The sequence below is a fragment of the Paenibacillus shunpengii genome, from assembly GCF_042684905.1.
Taxonomy (GTDB): Bacteria; Bacillota; Bacilli; order Paenibacillales; family Paenibacillaceae; genus Paenibacillus; species Paenibacillus shunpengii.
Genome location: NZ_JBHUMJ010000011.1, coordinates 575148 through 596159, shown reverse-complemented (window position 1 = coordinate 596159; position 21012 = coordinate 575148). Strand labels below are relative to the sequence as shown.

20 protein-coding genes are annotated in these 21012 nt (G+C 44.2%); all 20 read left to right on the top strand.

Annotation, left to right across the window (positions count from 1 at the left end; all coding sequences use genetic code 11):
- Positions 1-18: 18 nt before the first annotated feature.
- The 20 genes from ACFSVM_RS24715 to rplI all read left to right on the top strand — a co-directional run bounded on the left by ACFSVM_RS24715 (position 19) and on the right by rplI (position 21011).
- Positions 19-687 carry an ATP-binding protein gene (locus ACFSVM_RS24715; RefSeq protein ID WP_379265141.1) on the top strand — a complete coding sequence of 223 codons (669 nt, stop codon included), beginning with the start codon at positions 19-21 and terminating at the stop codon, positions 685-687.
- 112 nt (positions 688-799) lie between these two features.
- Complete coding sequence (locus ACFSVM_RS24710) at positions 800-934, top strand: hypothetical protein (RefSeq protein ID WP_379265139.1); 135 nt, start codon at positions 800-802, stop codon at positions 932-934.
- A gap of 156 nt (positions 935-1090) precedes the next feature.
- A complete protein-coding gene (locus ACFSVM_RS24705; protein WP_379265137.1) occupies positions 1091-1843 on the top strand; it encodes a sensor histidine kinase in 753 nt (250 codons plus the stop codon).
- A 175-nt stretch (positions 1844-2018) separates the two neighbouring features.
- Positions 2019-2456 (top strand): Hsp20/alpha crystallin family protein, encoded by a 438-nt coding sequence (locus ACFSVM_RS24700; protein WP_005836070.1) that lies wholly within the window; start codon positions 2019-2021, stop codon positions 2454-2456.
- A gap of 105 nt (positions 2457-2561) precedes the next feature.
- Entirely contained in the window at positions 2562-2909 is a 348-nt protein-coding gene (locus tag ACFSVM_RS24695; protein WP_128630790.1) for a hypothetical protein, read from the top strand.
- 1286 nt (positions 2910-4195) lie between these two features.
- Complete coding sequence (gene rpsR / locus ACFSVM_RS24690) at positions 4196-4468, top strand: 30S ribosomal protein S18 (protein ID WP_047912573.1); 273 nt, start codon at positions 4196-4198, stop codon at positions 4466-4468.
- Between the two features lie 235 nt (positions 4469-4703).
- The gene (locus ACFSVM_RS24685) at positions 4704-5330 is read left to right on the top strand and encodes a M15 family metallopeptidase (protein ID WP_379265134.1); all 627 of its coding nucleotides are present in this window, start codon (positions 4704-4706) and stop codon (positions 5328-5330) included.
- A 957-nt stretch (positions 5331-6287) separates the two neighbouring features.
- The gene (locus ACFSVM_RS24680; protein ID WP_379265132.1) at positions 6288-8057 is read left to right on the top strand and encodes an ABC transporter substrate-binding protein; all 1770 of its coding nucleotides are present in this window, start codon (positions 6288-6290) and stop codon (positions 8055-8057) included.
- A gap of 77 nt (positions 8058-8134) precedes the next feature.
- Positions 8135-9100 carry an ABC transporter permease gene (locus ACFSVM_RS24675; RefSeq protein WP_379265130.1) on the top strand — a complete coding sequence of 322 codons (966 nt, stop codon included), beginning with the start codon at positions 8135-8137 and terminating at the stop codon, positions 9098-9100.
- Positions 9101-9112: 12 nt separating this feature from the next.
- The gene (gene opp4C, locus ACFSVM_RS24670) at positions 9113-10036 is read left to right on the top strand and encodes an oligopeptide ABC transporter permease (protein ID WP_379265128.1); all 924 of its coding nucleotides are present in this window, start codon (positions 9113-9115) and stop codon (positions 10034-10036) included.
- 12 nt (positions 10037-10048) lie between these two features.
- Positions 10049-11026, top strand: a complete 978-nt coding sequence (locus tag ACFSVM_RS24665; RefSeq protein ID WP_379265126.1) for an ABC transporter ATP-binding protein — start codon at positions 10049-10051, stop codon at positions 11024-11026.
- On the top strand, positions 11023-12036 hold the full coding sequence (locus ACFSVM_RS24660) for an ABC transporter ATP-binding protein (protein WP_379265124.1): 1014 nt from the start codon (positions 11023-11025) through the stop codon (positions 12034-12036). The genes ACFSVM_RS24665 and ACFSVM_RS24660 overlap by 4 nt, the downstream gene beginning before the upstream one ends.
- 395 nt (positions 12037-12431) lie before the next feature.
- Complete coding sequence (locus ACFSVM_RS24655) at positions 12432-13364, top strand: D-alanyl-D-alanine carboxypeptidase family protein (RefSeq protein ID WP_379265122.1); 933 nt, start codon at positions 12432-12434, stop codon at positions 13362-13364.
- A gap of 293 nt (positions 13365-13657) precedes the next feature.
- Positions 13658-15250: an MFS transporter gene (locus ACFSVM_RS24650; protein WP_379265120.1), complete on the top strand. Its 1593-nt coding sequence runs from the start codon at positions 13658-13660 to the stop codon at positions 15248-15250.
- A 259-nt stretch (positions 15251-15509) separates the two neighbouring features.
- A complete protein-coding gene (locus ACFSVM_RS24645; RefSeq protein ID WP_379265118.1) occupies positions 15510-16607 on the top strand; it encodes an LCP family protein in 1098 nt (365 codons plus the stop codon).
- A gap of 158 nt (positions 16608-16765) precedes the next feature.
- On the top strand, positions 16766-17200 hold the full coding sequence (locus ACFSVM_RS24640; protein WP_047912583.1) for a CBS domain-containing protein: 435 nt from the start codon (positions 16766-16768) through the stop codon (positions 17198-17200).
- A gap of 130 nt (positions 17201-17330) precedes the next feature.
- Positions 17331-17633, top strand: a complete 303-nt coding sequence (locus ACFSVM_RS24635; protein ID WP_076314584.1) for a MazG-like family protein — start codon at positions 17331-17333, stop codon at positions 17631-17633.
- 5 nt (positions 17634-17638) lie between these two features.
- Complete coding sequence (locus ACFSVM_RS24630) at positions 17639-18556, top strand: DUF2232 domain-containing protein (RefSeq protein WP_076314162.1); 918 nt, start codon at positions 17639-17641, stop codon at positions 18554-18556.
- An 11-nt stretch (positions 18557-18567) separates the two neighbouring features.
- Positions 18568-20571 (top strand): DHH family phosphoesterase, encoded by a 2004-nt coding sequence (locus ACFSVM_RS24625; protein ID WP_090725031.1) that lies wholly within the window; start codon positions 18568-18570, stop codon positions 20569-20571.
- Positions 20568-21011: a 50S ribosomal protein L9 gene (rplI, locus tag ACFSVM_RS24620; RefSeq protein ID WP_076314164.1), complete on the top strand. Its 444-nt coding sequence runs from the start codon at positions 20568-20570 to the stop codon at positions 21009-21011. The genes ACFSVM_RS24625 and rplI overlap by 4 nt, the downstream gene beginning before the upstream one ends.
- Position 21012: the final 1 nt, after the last annotated feature.

Below are 21012 nucleotides of genomic sequence, written 5' to 3'. Positions count from 1 at the left end.
AATGGGATATTGACAAGTATGAATAGAGCCGCAAGACAATTGCACGACTTTGTAAAGATACCTCTTTCGCCCGAACACTGGAGTTCTGTATACGGATTGTATCAAACAGATGGAAAAACGCTGTTGAGCAAGGAACGCGTCCCGCTTTATCGGGCGTATCGAGGCGAAAGTTTCCGGGATTTAGAAATGGTGGTTAAAAAGTCGAATGGCGAGCATCGCCTCATTCTCTGTCATGGGAAGCCGATCATTGTTCAAAATAAAATTGTGGGCGGCATTTGTGTCATGCATGATATTACCGAATTTGATGCAGCCGAGCAATCTGCTCATCAGGCAGACAAATTATCCATAGCGGGTCAGATCCGGTGCGATGGAAATAAAATCAAACAGTTATTTATTAATTTGATTAAGAATGCCATTGAAGCGATGCCTGAAGGGGGAACCGTCTGGATCGAACAAGTGCAATGCGATGAATGGGTTAAAGTAAGCATAAGGGATAATGGTGTTGGAATTCCGCAAGAATTGTTGCAAAAGATCGGACAACCTTTTTTTACACAGAAAGAGACAGGGACAGGTCTCGGGCTATCCATTTGTTATCAGATTGCAGAGTATCACAATGCGAATATTGAGGTTGCAAGCGAGGTTGGCGAAGGTACAACTTTTACCGTATCCTTTCCCATCGCTCTGTAACGGCTTATAGGTATAATCTTAGAAATCGGGTTCCACTTCGTGACGAGAAATTAGCTGGCTTTTTTACTGTAGTTCTGCACACGATAAGTGGCCGGGAAGGAAGTTAATGGTGATGAGGCAAATCGTAGAGTTCCTCATGAATTCAGATCAAATGGATATTGGACTGGCTATCGTCGATTCAGAAGCCAAAATTTTATTTTTAAATACAACCATGAATACCTGGTACACAGTAACCTCCGGAGAATAATTCCCTGAACACTCGGCATTACAATCGATCGTGGGGCAAGTACTGCAGGATAAAAAGAATTACTCGGGAGTACTCGTGCAAGAGAGGTTAGATGGCAAAGTACGATCCATGATCACCTATGTATACCCGCAGCTAAAAGGGGAATGTTTTGTTCTGATGGCCGATATCCAAGATTTTCAACAGTACGTGAAAATACAATGCGAGAAAGAAAGAAGGGAAACCATTGTGCATATGGCGGCGGGCACAGCCAATATCATTCTAAATCCTTTAACGGTAATCAAAGGGACGCTTCAACTTCTGGAAAAAAGTTTGAAGGATCATGTTTCCGTTTTACAATTCGCGGCATCTCCACCTCATCAGAAATTGGGCGGATACTTTAAACTGCTTGATGAGCAAATTCAGACGATCGACAAAGCGTTGCAGCGATTTTTGCTCTTTGGAAAACCTTTCGAATGGAAATTTGTTCCTATTTCTCTTCTTTCATTTATGCAAGAATGGATTCCAGATATACAGGTCCAAGCATTGGAGAAAACAGTACGTTTCGCTCTGGAATTTCCGGAGCAAAACGGTTTTGTGTTTGGACACCCCAAGTTGCTGCGAGCGGCGCTGCAAGAAATCATTAACAATGCATTAGATGCAAGTCCCCCAGGTTCTGTCTTAACGCTCCGAATTAACATTACGGATAATCACATCCACATCATTGTTCGCGATCAAGGAGCAGGAATTCCAGAAGATCTGCAGTCCCGAATCATCCTACCGTTTATTACAAGTAAACAGGACGCCATTGGATTTGGGCTCAGTTTTAGTCAAGTTATGATCGAAAAAATGGGAGGCTCTTTGAAAATCGATAGCTCTGATCTAGGCACAAACGTTATTGTTCAATTACCCGCATTTAAGGGAACAGTTTAAATGTGTCGGTAACATTGCGGTAAACAAACTCTCAACAATTTTTTCAGGGGCTCTTGCCGGGAGTCGCGACCCAAAAAAGCATATTTCAATTCAACAATGCAGGGTAGCAAAGAATAATATTTCCCGAAGAGTACAAAATAAAGCTTGAAAAAATGATGACAATGGAGGAAATTACATGCCGCTCATTCCTTGGGATTCGTTTCGCAATACCGATCTATGGAGAAGGGATTTGGAAAAAATTTTTAACGAAGGTCTTCCGGAAATCGGCGCGCGTCTAGGATTTGCAACCCCTCGTATTGATGTATTTGAGAATGAACATGAAGTGATTGCTTCTTGTGAAATCCCTGGTTTGGATAAAAAAGAAGACCTTCATATCGATGTGGATGAAAACATGCTTACAATTAGTGGGACCATAAAGCAAGCGAATGAAGTGAAACAGGAACAAATACACCGCAAAGAACGGTTTGTCGGACGATTCCAACGGTCGGTGTCTTTGCCATCACGCGTTCAAACGGAAGGAACGACAGCAACGTATCGCAGCGGTGTCCTTGAAGTTCGAATGCCGAAATTAAAAGCCGATACCCAACGGCAAATTGATGTGCAGTTTCATTAAAATGAAGTGTGAGATCACAATATAGGCGTTACATGAAAAATGGGCGCTTGCACAAAATAACCTTTGGGGGACGAAGTCCTACCATATTGAAGGAGGTCAATGATCGTGTATCAACAAAACCTTTCACAGCAAGCAAGCCAATGCGCGCAGATTATTCAACAGTTGATCCAGCAAACGCAGCAATCGAGCAACATGTATCAGCAAATGTTGCAACAGGAGCAGCAAAACGCCGCCCAACTGGATCAGCTGGCCCAGAAAGAACGTCAAGCGGTTCAAACCATTCAATTTGTTCTGCAAGGACATCAAACTGCCATACAGCAGATGCAGCAGGCGATGCAAATTTGTTCTCAGCTTCAACAAACAGCGCAACAACAACCCGGCTTGCAGAGTGCGGGCTGGCCAACGGCTCAGAGCTGGCAGAATCAGAATTTGCAGCCACGGCAATATCAATAAAACAGCAAGTGAAAACGATCGTATTCTTTAAAAAGAAGGCGGTCGTTTTTTCACTTGACGATGCGTATACCCCAAAACCATCCAAGCCAAGGCGCGCTGGTTTGCCCGGGATGCTGAAGGCGCTGGGCGAGGCAGAGGTGCAAGTCACGTTCGGCATGCTGCCTCTTGCGCGGCATTTGCGACTATTTGCAAAGAAAACAGGGTAAGCTTTTAGCGGCGGACATTTGTCCATCGCTTTTCTGGTTGCAAAAAGGAATTTCACTCCCGTGAAACTTGAATTGTTGAACCATGCCGAATTGCCCAGCAAGAGGCGAGGATCTGACCATTAAAAATGTGTATGTACCACGAACCCCGATTTTGTGGAACACGTGAACCGATACGTGAGGGATGTTGAGCAAGGAAGACCCGTTTAGCGGATTTTTCGAAGAATTTAGCGATATGGTTCAGCGAATTTTTCCAAATGTCCAGAGTAAATTGAATGAGGATCCTGCCTTCATAGGCGGGGGATTTTTTTCGCCTATCTGATTAGGGATTTTGGTGCTAGGAAAAAGCAGATTGTACACTTCGTCCTTCATCTCGCGGCTAATTCGTATTTTTTGCGACGTGTTCAAAGCCTTCTTTGGCCAGGGCGTGGTATGATTGATAACCGGCTTGCCCGCCGGGACGGCGCGCAGTCCACTTTTCTCTGTCGGCCGCTCATACCGACGACGAACTAACCGATGCCGCCACCCGCATATGCGAAGGATACCATTAGAGTCGCTGTATCACTTCTCGTACAGGCTACCAAGGCGCTGGCGCCGACAGCTTTTATCGCATTAAAGTATCGCTGAAGGAGAGGATGAAAAACAGGAAACCGTCTACGGAAAGTTAGCGTATAGTATGAAAAATAACAGGACAACGAGGGCTTAGTACAAAAATTACATATACATCTTTCGTCTGGGAACGTTTAAATTTCTGCCTGTTTAGTTCTGGAGAGACAAATAGACTACCATAACTAACAATCGTGGTAGCCTATTTGCTCTAAATGCAAGGAGGGGACTGTACCCCACCATTAGTATATACACCGAGGAGGTTGTATAAGTACGTACAATTATCGAGGCGGAACGTGGCCCGATTAAACATTTGATTTTTAGATGTATTTGTGGTAATTTAAGAAAAGTGAATTCACGATTTACACAGCGACGTGTGTGTAATCAATAAAAACTCAATTAGAACAAGGGGTATCGGGGAATTACACAGTGTACGTTCTTCAATATTGCCATTTTAATTAGGAAGGACTGAATAGCATGAGCTTCAAACAAAGAGAAGGCGGAGACAACGATAAAAGACCGGCTCGCCGCGGCGGCCGTAACAAACGTCGTAAAGTGTGCTTCTTCACTGTTAACAAAATTACTCACATTGACTATAAAGATACGGATCTGCTTCGTAAATTTATCAGTGAGCGCGGAAAAATTTTGCCACGCCGTGTAACTGGCACAAGCGCAAAATACCAACGCATGTTGACGATTGCAGTTAAACGCTCCCGTCAAATCGCATTGCTTCCGTACACAACTGAATAGTTAACGATTCAGTGAACGGAAAGGACAGTCTGCTACTTAGCAGGCTGTCCTTTTTTTGTAGGGTTGTTCCTGGAAAGGAAGAACGAATATAATAGAATACATAGCTTTCATCATTCATCTAAAATCGTAGAAATAATAGAATTATGAATTCTTACATCGTTTCAGATAAAAGCGATCATAGAAATTTAGAAGGAATAAAGAAGCTGCATAAGTAAAAAAAGCTTGAGGAGTGGTTATGAACAGACAGCGGCAGTATAAACAGAAGCGAAGATCTAGTGGGCCTATTTTTTTTGTTTTTCTCGTATTGGGCCTTGTCTATTATATCTCTCAAACGGAATCATTTAATATAGATTGGGGAAGTCCTACTCCATTGTTTGAAGAAGACGAGCCAAAACATGTAACAGAGCTCCATCCTGAAGTGGCGGCAAAGAAATCACAGCTGGTGGAGTTAGCAAAGCAAAAAGGAATACAAATTATGATCACAGAAGGTCACCGCAGTGAAGAGAGGCAAAATGAGCTGTATGAGCAAGGTAGAACGACGGAAGGCCAGATTGTCACCTCTGCTCGTGGAGGGGAATCCTATCATAACTATGGCTTGGCAATAGATTTTGCAATCCGGGTATCTGAAGACAAGGTGATATGGGACATGGAGTATGATGGGAACAACAATGGTGAATCCGACTGGATGGAAGTCGTCACCATTGCCAAAAGTCTTGGGTTTGAGTGGGGCGGGGACTGGGCCAATTTCCCTGATTATCCGCATCTGCAGTATGACTTTGGCTATAGTATCGCTGAACTACAGCGTGGGAAGAGACCCCCAGGTTATGAGATCGAGCCAGAAGATTTGGAAGCAAGCGAATAACTCTATTAATTATCAATTTAACGCTAAGTAAGAAAATAATAAATATAGGAGAAGTAAGCTCTGTGTATGGTAGAGCTTACTTCTTTTCATAGTATGTGATGAAATGGTAGCAGCCTCCATCATTTTTCGATTTATTCGTGAGATTCATCATTTTTGACTTGAAATTAATAAAGATAATTGTATAATAGGAAAAAAGTTCTATTATAATCAACAAATATAATAGAAGTATAAAGCATATGTTAATTTACTTTGAAGAACCTGAACCACGCTAGTTTATCACACAAATCCACTTTCTACCTCATTTCAGAATCATCATAGCAAATAAATCCAAATCAACAAAGCTAATTATATGTTATATAATATAACATTTCCTAACACATTTTAAGCTGAAATCAGCTGTTTTGTGTGAAAGGTATGTCATGTTTAAAGTTAAAAACAGATATTTTAAGAAGAAAGTCCTCAACACAATCTAGAAGTCTAGATCTATATAATCAGGTCTATATACCCCGTCACAGGTCTTTTAAACAACATTTTTAATGAAAATACGAAAAAATTATTGACGTTAGTAATATTTACACGTATTATTACAATAACTTATTCAGATTTGAAAAAGTAGGTTCATCTTACATTTATTGACCTTTGGTCTAAAAGTTTCTATCCTTTTCGCATTTTGACCTCATAGACTTAGCAATAAGACCATCGATTTATTTAGATCCACTCCACAACTAGAGAAGCCCACATATTACGAGACTAACCATCAATTTTTAAACAATATTTACTCTACACATCTTCCTAACATGTACAAACTAGCATTTCGCTCTATTTCTTTCATTCACAACAGTGCATCATGATTAAATTTACTCACCTCTGTAATTATTCATGGATAAGTATTCATACATAATTATCCTGATAATTTATAAGCAACAAGCATTATAGAATTTTACGAGGAGGATTTTCATGAGAAAGAGATTTTCGCTAATGCTTGTGATCATGCTCATGCTGGTTACTGTGCTGGCAGCATGCTCCGGCGGATCAACAGCTGAAGAACCAACGACGGGGGAAACACCTGCAGAAACAACTGAACCGGCAGAGACACCAGAAGAGCCGGCAGAAGAGCCAGCAGCAGAAGATGCTACGCAAAATGATGGTTTGTTTGAAGCGACGGATATGTCGATGAATCCAGGAACAGCAACAAACCGTACCGACACTTTAATTGTAGGGGTTACATCCCCTGCAGGTATTTTTAATCCTCTCTTTGCAAGTACAACCTATGATATATGGGTAAACGATCTTATTTTTGAATCCTTCCAAGGTATTAATGCTGACGGCACTTACTCTCCTCGACTTGCGGAGAGCATCGAGGTTAGTGAAGATGGTTTGCAATACACCTTCAAGCTGAAGCCAGATCTGAAATATACAAACGGTTCTCCAGTAACCGTAAATGACTATTACTTAGCTCTTAAAATGTACCATGACAGCAGCTATGATGGTCAGTCTGATCCACTCTCTTGGAAGATCAAAGGTGGACAAGAGTACTATGATGGCAAGGCAGATGAAATCTCTGGTGTAACCATTGTTGATGATCACACGGTTCAAGTTGAAGTTACAGAAGCAACAGCTTTGACGCAAGTAAACTTGGCAGGAGTTCCATTTATTCCATCTGATTACTATGGTGAGTCCTATACCCAAGGCAACCTGGATGGAGTCAAGGCTCTGAATGACAAGCCAATCGGTTCTGGTCAATATGTATTGAAATCCTTTGCTCCCGGTCAAGAAGTTGTATTTGAAGCAAACCCGGATTACTACTTGGGAGCACCAAAAATTAAGAATGTAATTTACAAAACGACTACCGACGAAACAAGACTTGCGATGCTGGAATCCGGTGAAATCGACATGGATATGCTCACAGTCGATGAAGATAACGTTGAAATGGCTCAGGCTCTTGGATTCTTGGATCTGAACATCTTCCCAACGAATGGATATGGATACATCGGTATGAATCATACAAGTCCTAAATTCTCTGATGTGAAAGTGCGCCAAGCCTTGGTTTATGGCCTTAATCGCGCTGAGATTGTAGAAGCGGTATACGGCAAATTTGCTGATGTTATCAACATCCCGCAATCCAAGCAATCTTGGGCTTATACAGATGAAGGCATTGAAGCTTATGCATTCGATACCGAAAAGGCCAAAGCACTTCTTGATGAAGCTGGCTGGACTGTAGGTGCCGATGGTATCCGTGAGAAAGACGGTGAGAAATTTAAAATTGACTTCTCTGCTACAGCGGATAACGTCGTGGTAGATGCACTACTTCCAATCATGACAGCGAACTATAAAGACCTTGGCATTGAAGTTGTAGCTGAGGTGCTTGATTTCAACGCAATTACGGAAAAAGCTGAATCAGGAAACTTTGAGATGTTCTTCATGGCATGGGGCTTGACTCCAGATCCAGATACAACGGTTTATACAACAGACGGTGCTCAGAACCGCCTTGGATACTCTCATCCAGCCTATGATGAGCTGGCAGCACAAGGTAAAGCAGAACTCGATCTCGAAAAGCGTAAAGAAATCTACGCTAAGGCATATCAAGAGCTTAATGCAACGATTCCGGATATCTTGATGTACCAAAGACGTGACGGCTGGGCGATCAATGGCCGCATTAACGGCCTAGAAATCACACCTTACAAAGACTTCACTATTGATCTGTACAAAGCCGAAATCGGAGAATAATTAAATCAGCATGATAACGATAAGCTCAGCTCTGGCAAGAGCTGAGCTTATCTACTTTTCTAACCGGGAGGAATATTATGAAGCAGTACATTATCCGGAGGCTGCTGCAGATGATTCCGACGATGATCGGAATCACCATTATCTTGTTTGCCATAACAGCATTGGTGCCTGGAGATTTCATTACCTCACAGCAAAACCCGCAGATGACAGAAGAAAGAGCGGCTCAGCTTCGTGCAATATATGGTCTGGATAAACCCATAGTAGAGCGGTATTTTACTTGGGTAGGCAATATGCTTACTGGGAACATGGGTGAGTCACTTCAGCATAAGCGGGCGGTAACAGATGTTATTGGAGATTATGTGTGGAATTCTTTCGTTATTGCCTTTTTCAGTATGATCTTCAGTTGGATTATAGCCGTGTTCACCGGCGTATTCTCTGCAAAATTTCAGTATTCGTTCTTTGACAAGATCGTAACTTTGTTCGTATTCCTATGTATGTCTCTTCCTTCCTTCTTTATTGGTCTTGTATTAATCAAGTTCTTGTCCGTAGATTTGGGCTGGTTCCCTGTAGGGGGGATGAGTTCAGCAGGAGCGTCTAATATGTCAACATGGGATTATCTTGTTGATGTTATTCATCACAGCTTCTTACCTGTATTAGTATTAACCATGCTGAGCACAGGAAGTCTGACTCGTTATTTCAGAACCAGTATGCTGGAAGTTATACGCCAGGATTATGTTCGTACAGCACGTGCAAAGGGCTTGAAAGAGAGAACCGTTATCTTTAAACATGCGCTTCGCAATGCATTGCTTCCTGCAATTACGATCATGGGATTCGAGCTTCCGGGCTTGTTCGGAGGAGCCATCATTCTTGAGAGCGTATTTGTATGGCCAGGTGTTGGACAAGTGTATATGGAATCAATCAACATGCGGGATTATCCGTTCATGCTTGGTTTTACCGTCTTCATCTCGGCGCTAACCTTAATAGGTACGCTGCTATCGGATGTGCTCTATGGAACTGCAGATCCTAGAATCAGGTTAAAGTAGGAGGAGATTACATTGGCGATTGAGGCTGCACCCCTTAAGTCGAATACTCAAGTTCCAGTCAAGCGGCCGGATTCTCCATGGCGTATGTCAATACGTCGATTTACTCGCAACCGACTCGCTGTGCTTGGACTTTTTATTTTAGTATTTATGGTTTTATTCTGTTTGGTTGGTCCTATGCTTTCGCCATACAGCTTGTCAGATTATGCTGTAGCGAATAAGAACCAACCGCCGAATGCACAGCACTGGCTAGGCACGGATAAGCTAGGCCGCGATATTTTGCTTCGAATTATGCTAGCCGGCAGAATATCCTTATTTGTAGGATTTGTAGCAACCTTAGTTGCCGTTGTTTTGGGCTCTGTTCTAGGAGCATTGGCAGGATTCTATAGAAGATTTGTAGATACGATTATCATGCGGGTTGCCGAGATCTTTATGGCGATTCCTCAGCTTCCATTACTGATCATTATGGGTGCGATATTGTCCGACTTAAAGGTGCATCCAAGTTATCGTATTTTCTTCTTGGTATTGATCATGGGGGTAATGGGGTGGACATCCTTATCGAGATTGGTACGAGGTCAGATCCTGTCTCTCCGTGAGCAGGAGTTTATGCAGGCAACAGAAGCGCTCGGACTTCGGGATGGGCGTAAAATATTTAGACACTTAATTCCGAATACGGTTCCTATCATTATTGTATCCTCTACTCTGCTCGTCGCAAGCATGATCTTGAGTGAATCAGCACTTAGCTACCTGGGCTTGGGCGTTGTACCACCTACTCCATCCTGGGGCAATATGATAGCCGATGCCAATAGTTTGATTGAATTCCGTAAGAGACCTTGGGTATGGATTCCACCAGGGGTTTGTATCCTGGTAACTGTCATAGGCATTAACTTAATCGGTGACGGGCTTCGTGATGCGCTCGATCCTAAAATGAAAAAGTAGGGAGATGCGAACATGGCAAAAGAACTTGTAGAATTTCGTAACTTAAAAACGCATTTTCATACATCCGCCGGGATCGTCAAAGCCGTAGATGACGTCAGCTTTACTATACGAGAAGGCGAGACCGTATGCGTCGTTGGAGAATCAGGCTGCGGCAAGAGTGTAACGGCGATGTCCCTCATGCGCTTGCTCGATACTCCTTCTGCTGGAGGAGAAATCTTGTTCGAAGGCAGAGATTTATTGAAACTGAGCAATAATGAAATGCGCAAGCTTCGGGGCAATGAGATATCAATCATATTCCAGGAGCCGATGTCTTCCTTGAACCCGGTTCTCACGATCGGGGAGCAAATTAGTGAACCGCTGATGCTGCATCAGCTGCTGGATAAGAAGGAAGCACGTAAGAGAGCCATTGAGCTGATCAGCCTTGTTGGCATTCCACGTCCTGAGGTAATTGTAGACTCCTACCCTCATGAACTGAGTGGAGGCATGCGTCAGCGGATTATGATTGCGATTGCCCTCAGCTGTAATCCTAAGCTGCTGATTGCCGATGAGCCGACCACAGCGCTTGATGTTACGATCCAAGCTCAGATTCTTGATCTTATGCGGGATATTAAAGAGAAGTTTAACACTTCGATCATGCTCATTACCCATGACCTTGGCGTTGTAGCCGAGATGGCGGATTACGTTGTCGTTATGTATGCTGGTAAAGTCATCGAGGAAGCTTCCGTATATGAGCTGTTCAGAGAACCGAAGCACCCTTATACCAAGGGATTACTTAGAGCAAAGCCAATTATTAACCAAAGACAAGAGCGTCTCTACTCAATACCAGGCCAGGTACCTAACCCTGTGGATTTGGAGAATAACTGTCATTTCCATGATCGCTGCGAGTTCTGCATGAGCATTTGCCGGGAGAAGGAGCCGCCGCTTCGAAAGAATGAGCAAGGACATAAAGTGGCTTGCTGGCTGTACGAGGAGGAGGCGAAGGTACGATGACAGAAGTAACTAGTGCGACAGTAACTGAAGTAAGACCAAGTAATTTAGCAGAACCGCTTATGGAGGTCAAAAACCTCAAGAAGTACTTCCCGATTACAGGCGGTGTATTTCAGCGCCAGGTTGGGAATGTAAGAGCGGTAGATGATGTATCATTTACGATCTATAAAGGCGAATCCTTTGGACTGGTCGGCGAGTCTGGCTGCGGCAAGAGTACGATTGGCAGAACCATTCTTCGTCTATTGGAAAAAACAGAGGGAAGTGTCCTTTTCAAAGGCCAGGATATCCATAAGCTGTCTAAGCAGCAGCTGAGAAGTATCCGTCCGCAGATGCAGATTGTATTTCAAGATCCGTTCAGTTCCCTGAATCCACGGATTAAAGTTGGAGAAGCAATTGGTGAGGCACTGCTGGATCATAAGCTTATTCCCAAAAAAGAGCTTCGGGAGCGTGTAGAAGAAATTCTTCGCATCTGTGGTCTGTCGAGCTATCATTACAATCGTTTCCCGCATGAGTTCTCAGGCGGTCAGCGTCAGCGTATCGGCATAGCGCGCGCGCTCATCCTTAACCCTGATTTTATTGTGGCGGACGAGCCTGTATCTGCACTGGATGTATCGATCCAGGCTCAGATCATTAACTTGCTGAGTGATCTGCAGGCAGAGAAACAGCTCACTTATTTGTTCATATCCCATGATCTTAGTGTTGTCGAGCATTTGTGCAACCGAATCGGGGTCATGTATCTGGGCTCGATGGTAGAGATGGCTAGTAAGGATGATCTATTCCAGAATCCACTTCATCCTTATACCAAAGCACTGCTGTCTGCTGTACCGATTCCAGATCCGACGATCAAACGGGAGAGAATTGTGCTGAAAGGCGACATTCCAAGCCCGGCGAACCCACCTTCTGGCTGTAAGTTCCATACTCGCTGCCCGCTCGCATCGGATATTTGCAAGCAGGAAATTCCAGAGTACCGTAACATGGGGAATAATCACTATGTTGCTTGTCATTTCGCATAAAATTACGTCACAAGCTTGGGTTTGGGGTCCTGCTTGCGTACGGACAATATCATCAGTTGAATTGTTAAGGAGCATCATTTCCATATCCGATAGGGTAGAGGAGATGATGCTCTTTTTTGTTTTTTAATTGGATTATATGAAAGCCAGGGCCAAGGGAGGACCAATGAATCAAGATGCATAGTTTCATAGAAGAGCAGGCGTTTTTGAAGCAGTAAGAAATTGGAATGAAAAAAAGAGAAAAAATTTTAAAAAAGTGCAGACAAAATTGTCATTTCATACGTCTATATATATATAGAAGTGTTTAATAAGAACTATAACGATAGTCAATATACATAGAAGAAAACAACATTAACATATGAAATGCGGCATATTCAGGAGAATGGGGGACAAGCTATATGAAAAAGTGGATTCTGCGAAGCAGTGCTATAGTCGTTATTCTTGCGCTGTTTGTGATTATCATCAGACCGGGAATATTAGTAGGGAAGCCCGCCATTCAATCGAATGCTGCATTGTTGATGGACGCAAATACAGGAGAAGTCATTATGAACATCAATGGTGATGTTCCGTTGCCAACAGGGAGTATTACCAAATTGATGACCCAGCTGATCATCATGGATGAGATCTCAGCAGGACATATTTCCTGGAATGATCAAGTTGAAATCAGCCAGAATGCTAACGAAGTCGAAGGACAGCAGGTGGCGCTTAGCCCAGGAGATCAGTTTACAGTAAGAGAGCTGCTTGAAGTTGTATCGGTATATTCGGCGAATGATGCGATTGTTGCTCTCGCTGAGCATGCTTTGGGATCTGAGGATGTATTCATTGATCGAATGAATGACAAGGCCAAGGAATTAGGGCTCTCGGTCCATACGATATATCATAATGTGACAGGAAATACTTCCTCGGCAGGTGGTCCTACAGACAATTATATGACTGCGAGTGATATTGCGTTATTATCAGCCCATCTCATTCAGGAGCATCCGGAAATTCTGAAGATGGCAAGTCGACCGCAAGTTGAATTAAAGGGTAAAGGACTCTATATGAGCAATACCAACTGGATGCTGGAAGAGATCAGCGGGCCTTACTCCTATGAAGGGGTGGATGGCCTCAGAACAGGATATACAGAGGAAGCCGGATATTGTTATGCAGGTACTGCCGAGCAGAACGGCAAGCGGCTAGTTGCTGTCGTGCTTGGAGCCGAATCACAGGAACAACGATTTAACGAAGCTAGAGATTTGCTAAACTACGGATACTCACACGGATACACGGCGGGAGGTTGGCATAAGCAGTGGGCATTGGCACTGCGGCAGGCCGTCGATCGAACCATATAACTTTTTTGATTTAAGCCGATAACAGGATTGAAAATCAGCCGCTGTAATAGAAAGGCATGAGTAAGGAAGAGCAGGGAGACACAGCCACCTCGCTCTTTTTTTTATTTTTGCAAAGCGAGCTGAGGGTGTTTAAGTTACAATATATATCATTTTAGAAGCAAAACTAACCTAAATATATGTTTATAGTTACATAATTTTTTCTTTACTTTTGAATTTATAGGCGTATGATAATAATTGACTCTTGGGTTAATTATAGTTCTTGAGTTGTAATCCTAGGTCTCGGAGGGATAGGAATGAAAAAGAAATTACAATGGCCGCTCATTATTTTTGCGGTCGGTGTGTTCATGGCTGCCTTGGATAATGGCATTATTACTTCCTCTTTAACAACATTGAACGCCTCATTCGGTGTATCACCGAACTGGGGAGCATGGACAATCACTTTATACACACTAGGCCTCGCCATAAGTGTACCGATTGCAGGCAAGCTGTCGGACCGATATGGGCGGAAGAAGCTGTTTATGATCGAAGTGGCTTTATTCGGGCTTGGATCATTGCTCGTGGCATTAAGCCCAAACTTTGTAATGTTCTTGGGTGCAAGGCTAATTCAGGCCCTAGGGGGCGGCGGAATTTTCATTATTGCAAGCTCTTATGTGCTCAGTACCTACCCTAAAGAAAAACAAGGTGGAGCACTAGGGATGCTGGGTGCGATGAATGGAGTAGCTGCCGTACTGGGACCCAATGTCGGTTCTCTGCTGCTTCAGCTCACGGGCAACTGGCATTGGCTGTTTCTCATTAATGTGCCCATTGCAATACTGCTACTACTTCTGGGCTACAAATTCATTAGTGAGGAGCAGGAGCTAAGTACTGCGAAGATGGACTGGATCGGTGTCAGTCTGCTCTCCTTAGGGGTACTCGGGGTCATGTTCAGCTTCACGAACCTTGAAGGAGTCAGCCTATTGACCAGCATGGGCGAACCTGGATTTTATGGATACTTTGCTGGCGGGCTGATCATGCTGATTCTGTTTTATTATTGGGAAAAAAGAATGGAGCTTCAAGGAGCTAGTCCGGTCATTTCCACCCAAATGCTTCGAGTACCGTCTTTTTTGTGGACGCTGCTCATTGCCTTTTTCTCGGGCGCGATCCTGGCATCAGTCATTTTCATTCCCGGATTCGTGGAACAGTATCTTGGTGTATCCAGCACGGCGTCGGGGTATTGGTTCACTCCGCTTGCCCTTGCTGCTGGTGTAGGTTCGGCGCTTGGCGGGATGTACGTAGATCGCAAAGGGCCGATCTGGACACTTACGGTAGCTGGTTTAATAAGTGCGTTTGGCTTCCTTCTATTTGCCTTATGGGTCGACAGCTTATGGGAAATGGTCATTACAAGCTTGTTTGTCGGGCTTGGATTTAGTGTAATGCTCGGAGCACCAGTCAATGTGCTTATTACGGAGGATGCGAAGGAGTCAGAACGAGGCATTGCGCTTGCAACCAGCTCGTTATTCAGGCAGATGGCGATGGCCATTGCACCAACAGTATTCGCCGGATTTCTTGCACGTTCCTTCTCAAGCTTTGGTGCCAACATAGAGGCGAGTTTCGCAGAGAAGGGGATTCAGGCCGATCCTTCCGTACTGCAGCAATATGTGGGGGAAACACAGACGGCCTCAACGGATGTGAACTCTATTCGTGAAGCTTTCGCTTCCATCCCGGATACCTCCATTTCGGATGCATTAACACAGGCACTGGATTTGACGGTGAACCAAGGGTACAGCAGTTTATTCTGGTCTGCTCTGATCTTCAGTGTCCTTACGGCAGCGGCGTCACTAGTGACCGGAAAGATTCGCAGCAAGAAGAGGAATCAAAGGGAAGAGAATAGACAGGTATCACATTAATAGCAATCATTGAAATTGTAAGAGAAGAAGCCCTTTCTGCGGAAAGAGCTTCTTCTTCGTTTAAATATGACAATTTGCAGCATCCCTAACTTCTGATTATTATGGTAATATAGCAAAATGTACAAGTTGCAGGATGAAAAATAATAGGCCATCATAATAGAGGGATACACTCTAAGGCAGAATGTGCCGAAAATAATACTGTTATGACGTTGCTTTCACATAAGACGAATCTACAAATCTAATAGAGAAGGAATGAACTATGAGATCTAGAAGCAGAAACAGGCATCGTAGAAAAAGGAGAGGAAGAGGCTTACTCATCACTCTCCTGACTCTTGTCGTTGTAGTCGCGGTCGCTTATCCGTTCCGTCAACAGATTGCTATAGCCGCATTTGATCTATTCTTGTCAGGCACGGTCAAGAACCAGCTTGAAAAATCATATAAACCATCCGGAAGTGCCAGCGCAGAGCCCGTTGTATATCAGGATGAGCCCTTCTCTGTATTGCTGTTAGGTACGGATGCAAGACCGTATGAGAAGACTCGCGGTCGTTCAGATACCGTCATTTACGCTGTAGTTCGCCCTCAGGAATCTCGTGTACTGCTCGTTTCCATTCCACGTGACACTTATGTAGAGATCGTTGGACATGATGCAGATGAGGACGGCATGAATGATTATGACAAGCTTACGCATGCTTTTGCCTTTGGCGAAGAGGAGATGGCGATTAACACGGTCGAGAAATTCCTGGGCTATGAGGTAAATAATTACGCAACGGTCAACTTTATGGCCATTCAGCAGGTTGTAGATGCTATCGGCGGCGTAGAGCTTCCGATTACCGAAGATATCGTTAATAAAAATCCGAATCATGTGCAGTTTACTATCGAAGGCGGTAAACCAATTTACAGTGGCGAAGAGGCATTGTATTACATTCGTTACCGTGAAGACAGCGATTTTAAACGTGCAGAGAGACAGCAGATCTTCTTGAACGCTGTAGCAAACCGCATGTTGAATGTGAATCAGATTTCCCAAATTCCAGAGCTGTTTGATATTATGGGAGAGAATTTCCAGACAGATTTGCATCCGACATCTATTATTAACCTTGCCAAGCAGGTTCTTACACAAGGCAACCCAGAAATTTTAAGTTTCACGATGATGGGTGAAGGGGTAAGAAAGGATGACGGTATATTTTATACCGAAGTCGACGAGAAATATTATGAGTATTCGAAAGAAATGATCGCAAACTGGCTCGATCCAAACACGACGGAAGAAACACTGCTCAAGCCGGAGGATTTTAACAAAGAAGACGAAACCGAGAGTGATGTTACAGAGAGCAGCGAAACCATACCTTCTCAATCTCAATAACATAGACGTACGACAATCAGCACTGACGACATTCTTTTGGTCGGGTGCTGATTTTGTTGTCTTATATGAATATAATGGAATAAGAAGTTATTTTTCGCAAAATCCCATACTAATGGGTTGTTCTTATAATTGTGTGTAAAGAGGAGGAATAACTCGATATGAATATTGCTTTTTTCTTGCTTCCGAAACAAGAGGTGGCCACGGTAACCTCGGATGCAACGCTCAGACAGACACTTGAACGGATGGAATATCACAGATTTACAGCGGTACCGATTCTCAGCAAGGACGGTAAGTACGAAGGTACGGTGACAGAGGGAGACCTGCTGTGGCATATGAAGAATTCCAGAGGAGAGATTACATTTGAAAACGCTTCAAAATATGTGCTGAAGGATGTACCCCTGCGCTTACATATCAAGCCTGTATCGATTGATGCCAACATGGAAGACTTGATCAAGCTGGCGAAGGTTCAGAATTTTGTTCCTGTCGTGGATGATATGCAGCGGTTCATCGGGATCGTAAGACGGAGCCAGATTATTGAGTATTGTGAAGATGTCATGTCTAGAGGTTCTGTGAAATCTGATGCAAATTTATAACTAGCAGGCATATTCATTAGAGATTGACTGCATCCTATAAGCTGTAGGGCCGCGGGTCGCCTTTTTATGGGTATTCCCTTATGCTATAATGGAGAATAAAGCATTTTACGGGAGTGTGACGAGCATGAGCATGCCAAAAGAACTAGATGTCGCGAAGCGCGCAAAAGTGATTGAATGGCTCAAAACCGAAGTGCTGGATCAAGTGTCACGATTGTTCAAGGCTCTATGGGAAGGAAGCAACGCTCGAATCAGTGACAGCCTTGCGAGTCTCATCATGAGTAGTTATATTCTGGGACGGAGGCTCGGCATATCGTTTAGAGATATGGATGACCTGCTCGTTGAGAAGCTCAAGAAGCACAAGAAGGAAGGTCACCAGCTTGAGGACTGGTACCAGGACATTTCCGCTCTCGAAGACCATATGCGTAAGAGGTGAACATTTTGAAATTCCGCTGGAAAACAGCTGTTTGGAGTCTGATTTATCTGCTTCTGTTATTATCTCTGTTAACTCCTTTAACAGCGATTAGTGTGTTTCTGATTATTTTACCAGGGGTTATACTTTATACCTCATTAAATTTGAAGTCATTCTTAGTACATGTTATACCCGTACTCTTGATTGGGCTGATCATAAGTCCGATTTATTTAATATTTGGTATATTTTTCTTAATTCCAGCGATTCTTATCGGTCATTGTTATAAGAAGCAAAAGCCTGCGTTAAACACCTTGGTGCTTGGAACAGGCACAATTCTGGCCGAATTTCTACTACTGCTCTTAATCAGCACAACTTTGTTTCAAATTGATTTCTCTGAATATATTCGTGAAACGATCGAGTTTACGATGACACCGGTAACTGAATCGGGCGGTAACAACGCCTTGACGAATGGATTGGTAATGGATGAAGAAATGGCGGAGGCAGTGAGCAACGCGACCGTTCAGATGATTCCTTTTGCGCTCATCGTCACTTCACTGGTGATGACTTCTCTAACCCATGTTATTGCCCGTCCTATTCTTGGCCGAATGGGAATCCGAGTGAACCGGCTTAAGCCAATCCGTGAGTGGAGACTGCCAAGATCCTTGATATGGTATTATTTCTTGGGCATTATTCTTCAGCTGGTAGCTGGCAATACAGACAACAGCTTTCTGACGATGATTGCACTCAACTTCTCACCGCTGATTAATTTCTGCTTCATGATTCAAGCCATCGGATTTTTCTTTTTTGCTGCACATGCGAGATCATGGCATCCGGTCATTCCGTATCTGCTCGCTGTTGCCACGTTTCTGATTGGACCCATGCGGATTATCGGAATCATAGACCTTGCCTTCCCGCTCCGTGAAGCCATTTCGAAACCAAAACGATAGGATGAACCATGATGCCTAAATTTCTGTTAAAGCGTTGGCACGGTTATCAGACCGTCTGGGCGTTTGCTTTATTATTAATACTGGATGCATTTCTGGTTGCATATAACTGGCCGCTGGGTCTGGTTTGCTTCGTTCTTATCGCTGTACTCGGATTTATCATGGTCAAGAAAGAGTTCGTATTCCGAAGAGAACTGGTCAATTACATGGGTAGTCTAAATCTTCGGATCAAAAGAGTTGAAGGCGAAGTGTCTGCGAGCATCCCGCTTGGCATCGTGCTGTATAGTGAGGATCGTTCAATTGAATGGCATAATCCTTATGTATCCAGAATGTTTGAAGAGAAGACGCTGATCGGGAGTGAACTGACTTCTTTTTTTCCGCAGCTTCCATTCAAGCAGAAGGATAAGAAGGATGGCAGCAAGGAAAATACGCATGGAAACGCTCATGAAATCAGATTTGAGTATCAAACGCTGGATCGGGTCTATGAGCTGTTTCATTACCCCGAGGAACGGCTCATTTACATTTATGAGATAACAGAGCTCGCTACCTTACGGGAGAAATACGAGAATGAGAAGATTGCACTCGGCATCATCATGCTTGATAATCTGGATGAAGCATCTCAGGGGATGGATGATCAGCAGCGAACAGCACTCATTGCCCGTGTTGCCAGTGAAATTACAGCTTGGGCTAAGGATTATCATATCTATCTAAGAAGATTATCGTCCGAACGATACCTTATGGTGCTTCATTACAGCTCACTTCAGCAGCTGGAGATGAGCAGATTTGTTATATTGGATAACATCAGGGAGATGACAGCAGATCTGAAGGTGCCGATGACGCTGAGTGTGGGACTCGCCTTTGGATCAGAGAATATCCGGGAGCTGGGCGAGCTGGCTCAATCGTCTCTTGATATGGCACTTGGCCGGGGCGGTGATCAGGCAGCGGTGAAGGCGGGACAGCGGCTCTCTTTTTACGGCGGTAAGACCAATGCAGTGGAGAAGAGAACCCGGGTCAGAGCCAGAGTGATTGCCCATGCCCTGCGTGATTTAATGCAGGAGAGCGATCGTGTCTTCATCATGGGGCACAAAATGCCAGATATGGATGCGATCGGTGCTTCCATAGGACTATGGAAAGCTGCTAATCTATATCATGTAGAGTGCTATATTGTGCTGGATTGTTCGAACCCATCCATCGATCGCTTGATGGAGCAGGTGAAGAAGGATGAGCGGCTGCTGGAGGCATTTATTCTGCCTGAGGAAGCCATGCAGATGATGACCGAGCACAGTCTGCTCGTTGTCGTGGATACACATAAGGCCTCCATGACCATTGAGCCGAAGCTGGTGGACTCCATTTCCAGAGTTGTTGTGGTGGATCATCACCGCAGAGGCGAGGAATTTATTAACGATGCTGTGCTGATCTATCTGGAGCCGTATGCTTCATCAGCAGCAGAGCTGGTCACAGAGCTGCTGCAGTATATTCATGATAAGCTGCAGCTCACTCCACTGGAGGCGACAGCATTACTGGCTGGAATAACGGTGGATACGAAGCATTTTGCCATGCACACCGGTTCAAGAACGTTCGAGGCAGCGGGGTATTTGCGCAGAAACGGTGCCGATTCGATGCTGGTTCAGCGGCTGCTGAAGGAAGATTTACAGGAATATATTGCGAAAGCAGAAATCATAAAACATGCTAAAATGATGTATGGGCATATTGCGGTCGCTGTGACGGAGCCGGGACAGGTAATTCCGCAGCTTCTGATTGCACAGGTAGCCGACTCGCTGCTCAACATGACGGATGTCGTTGCTTCATTTGTGGTTAGTGAACGACCGGACGGCGTGATTGGCATTAGTGCCCGTTCACTCGGCAAGATGAATGTACAGGTTGTCATGGAACGCTTGGGGGGCGGAGGTCATTTGACCAATGCTGCCGTACAGCTGGAAATGTCGATTGGGGAAGCAGAGGAAAAACTGCTGGAAGTATTGGCTGAAATCGAGAAGGAAGAGGGGTTGTTCGAATGAAAGTCATTTTTATAAAAGATGTAAAAGGTCAAGGAAAAAAAGGTCAAGTGAAAGAGGTATCCGAAGGATACGCTTCTAACTTTTTGCTGCCAAGAGGTTTAGCACGTGCGGCTACGGATGGCAATATGAAAACACTAGAGAATCAGAATGCGGCTGAAGAGAAGCGCAAGCAGCAGGAAAAGGACGATGCGGTAGCACTCGGCAAGAAGCTGGAAGAGGCAACCATCGTGCTGAAGGCAAAAGCCGGAGAAGGCGGACGTCTATTCGGAGCGATTACGAGCAAGCAGATCGCAGAAGCACTTGCAGGGCAAGGCTTCAAAGTGGATAAACGCAAAATTGAACTGGACGAGCCAATCCGTAACTTGGGAGTGACTCAGGTTCCGGTTAAGCTCCACCCTGATGTCAAAGCTACGCTCAAGGTCCAAGTAACGGAGGAATAAG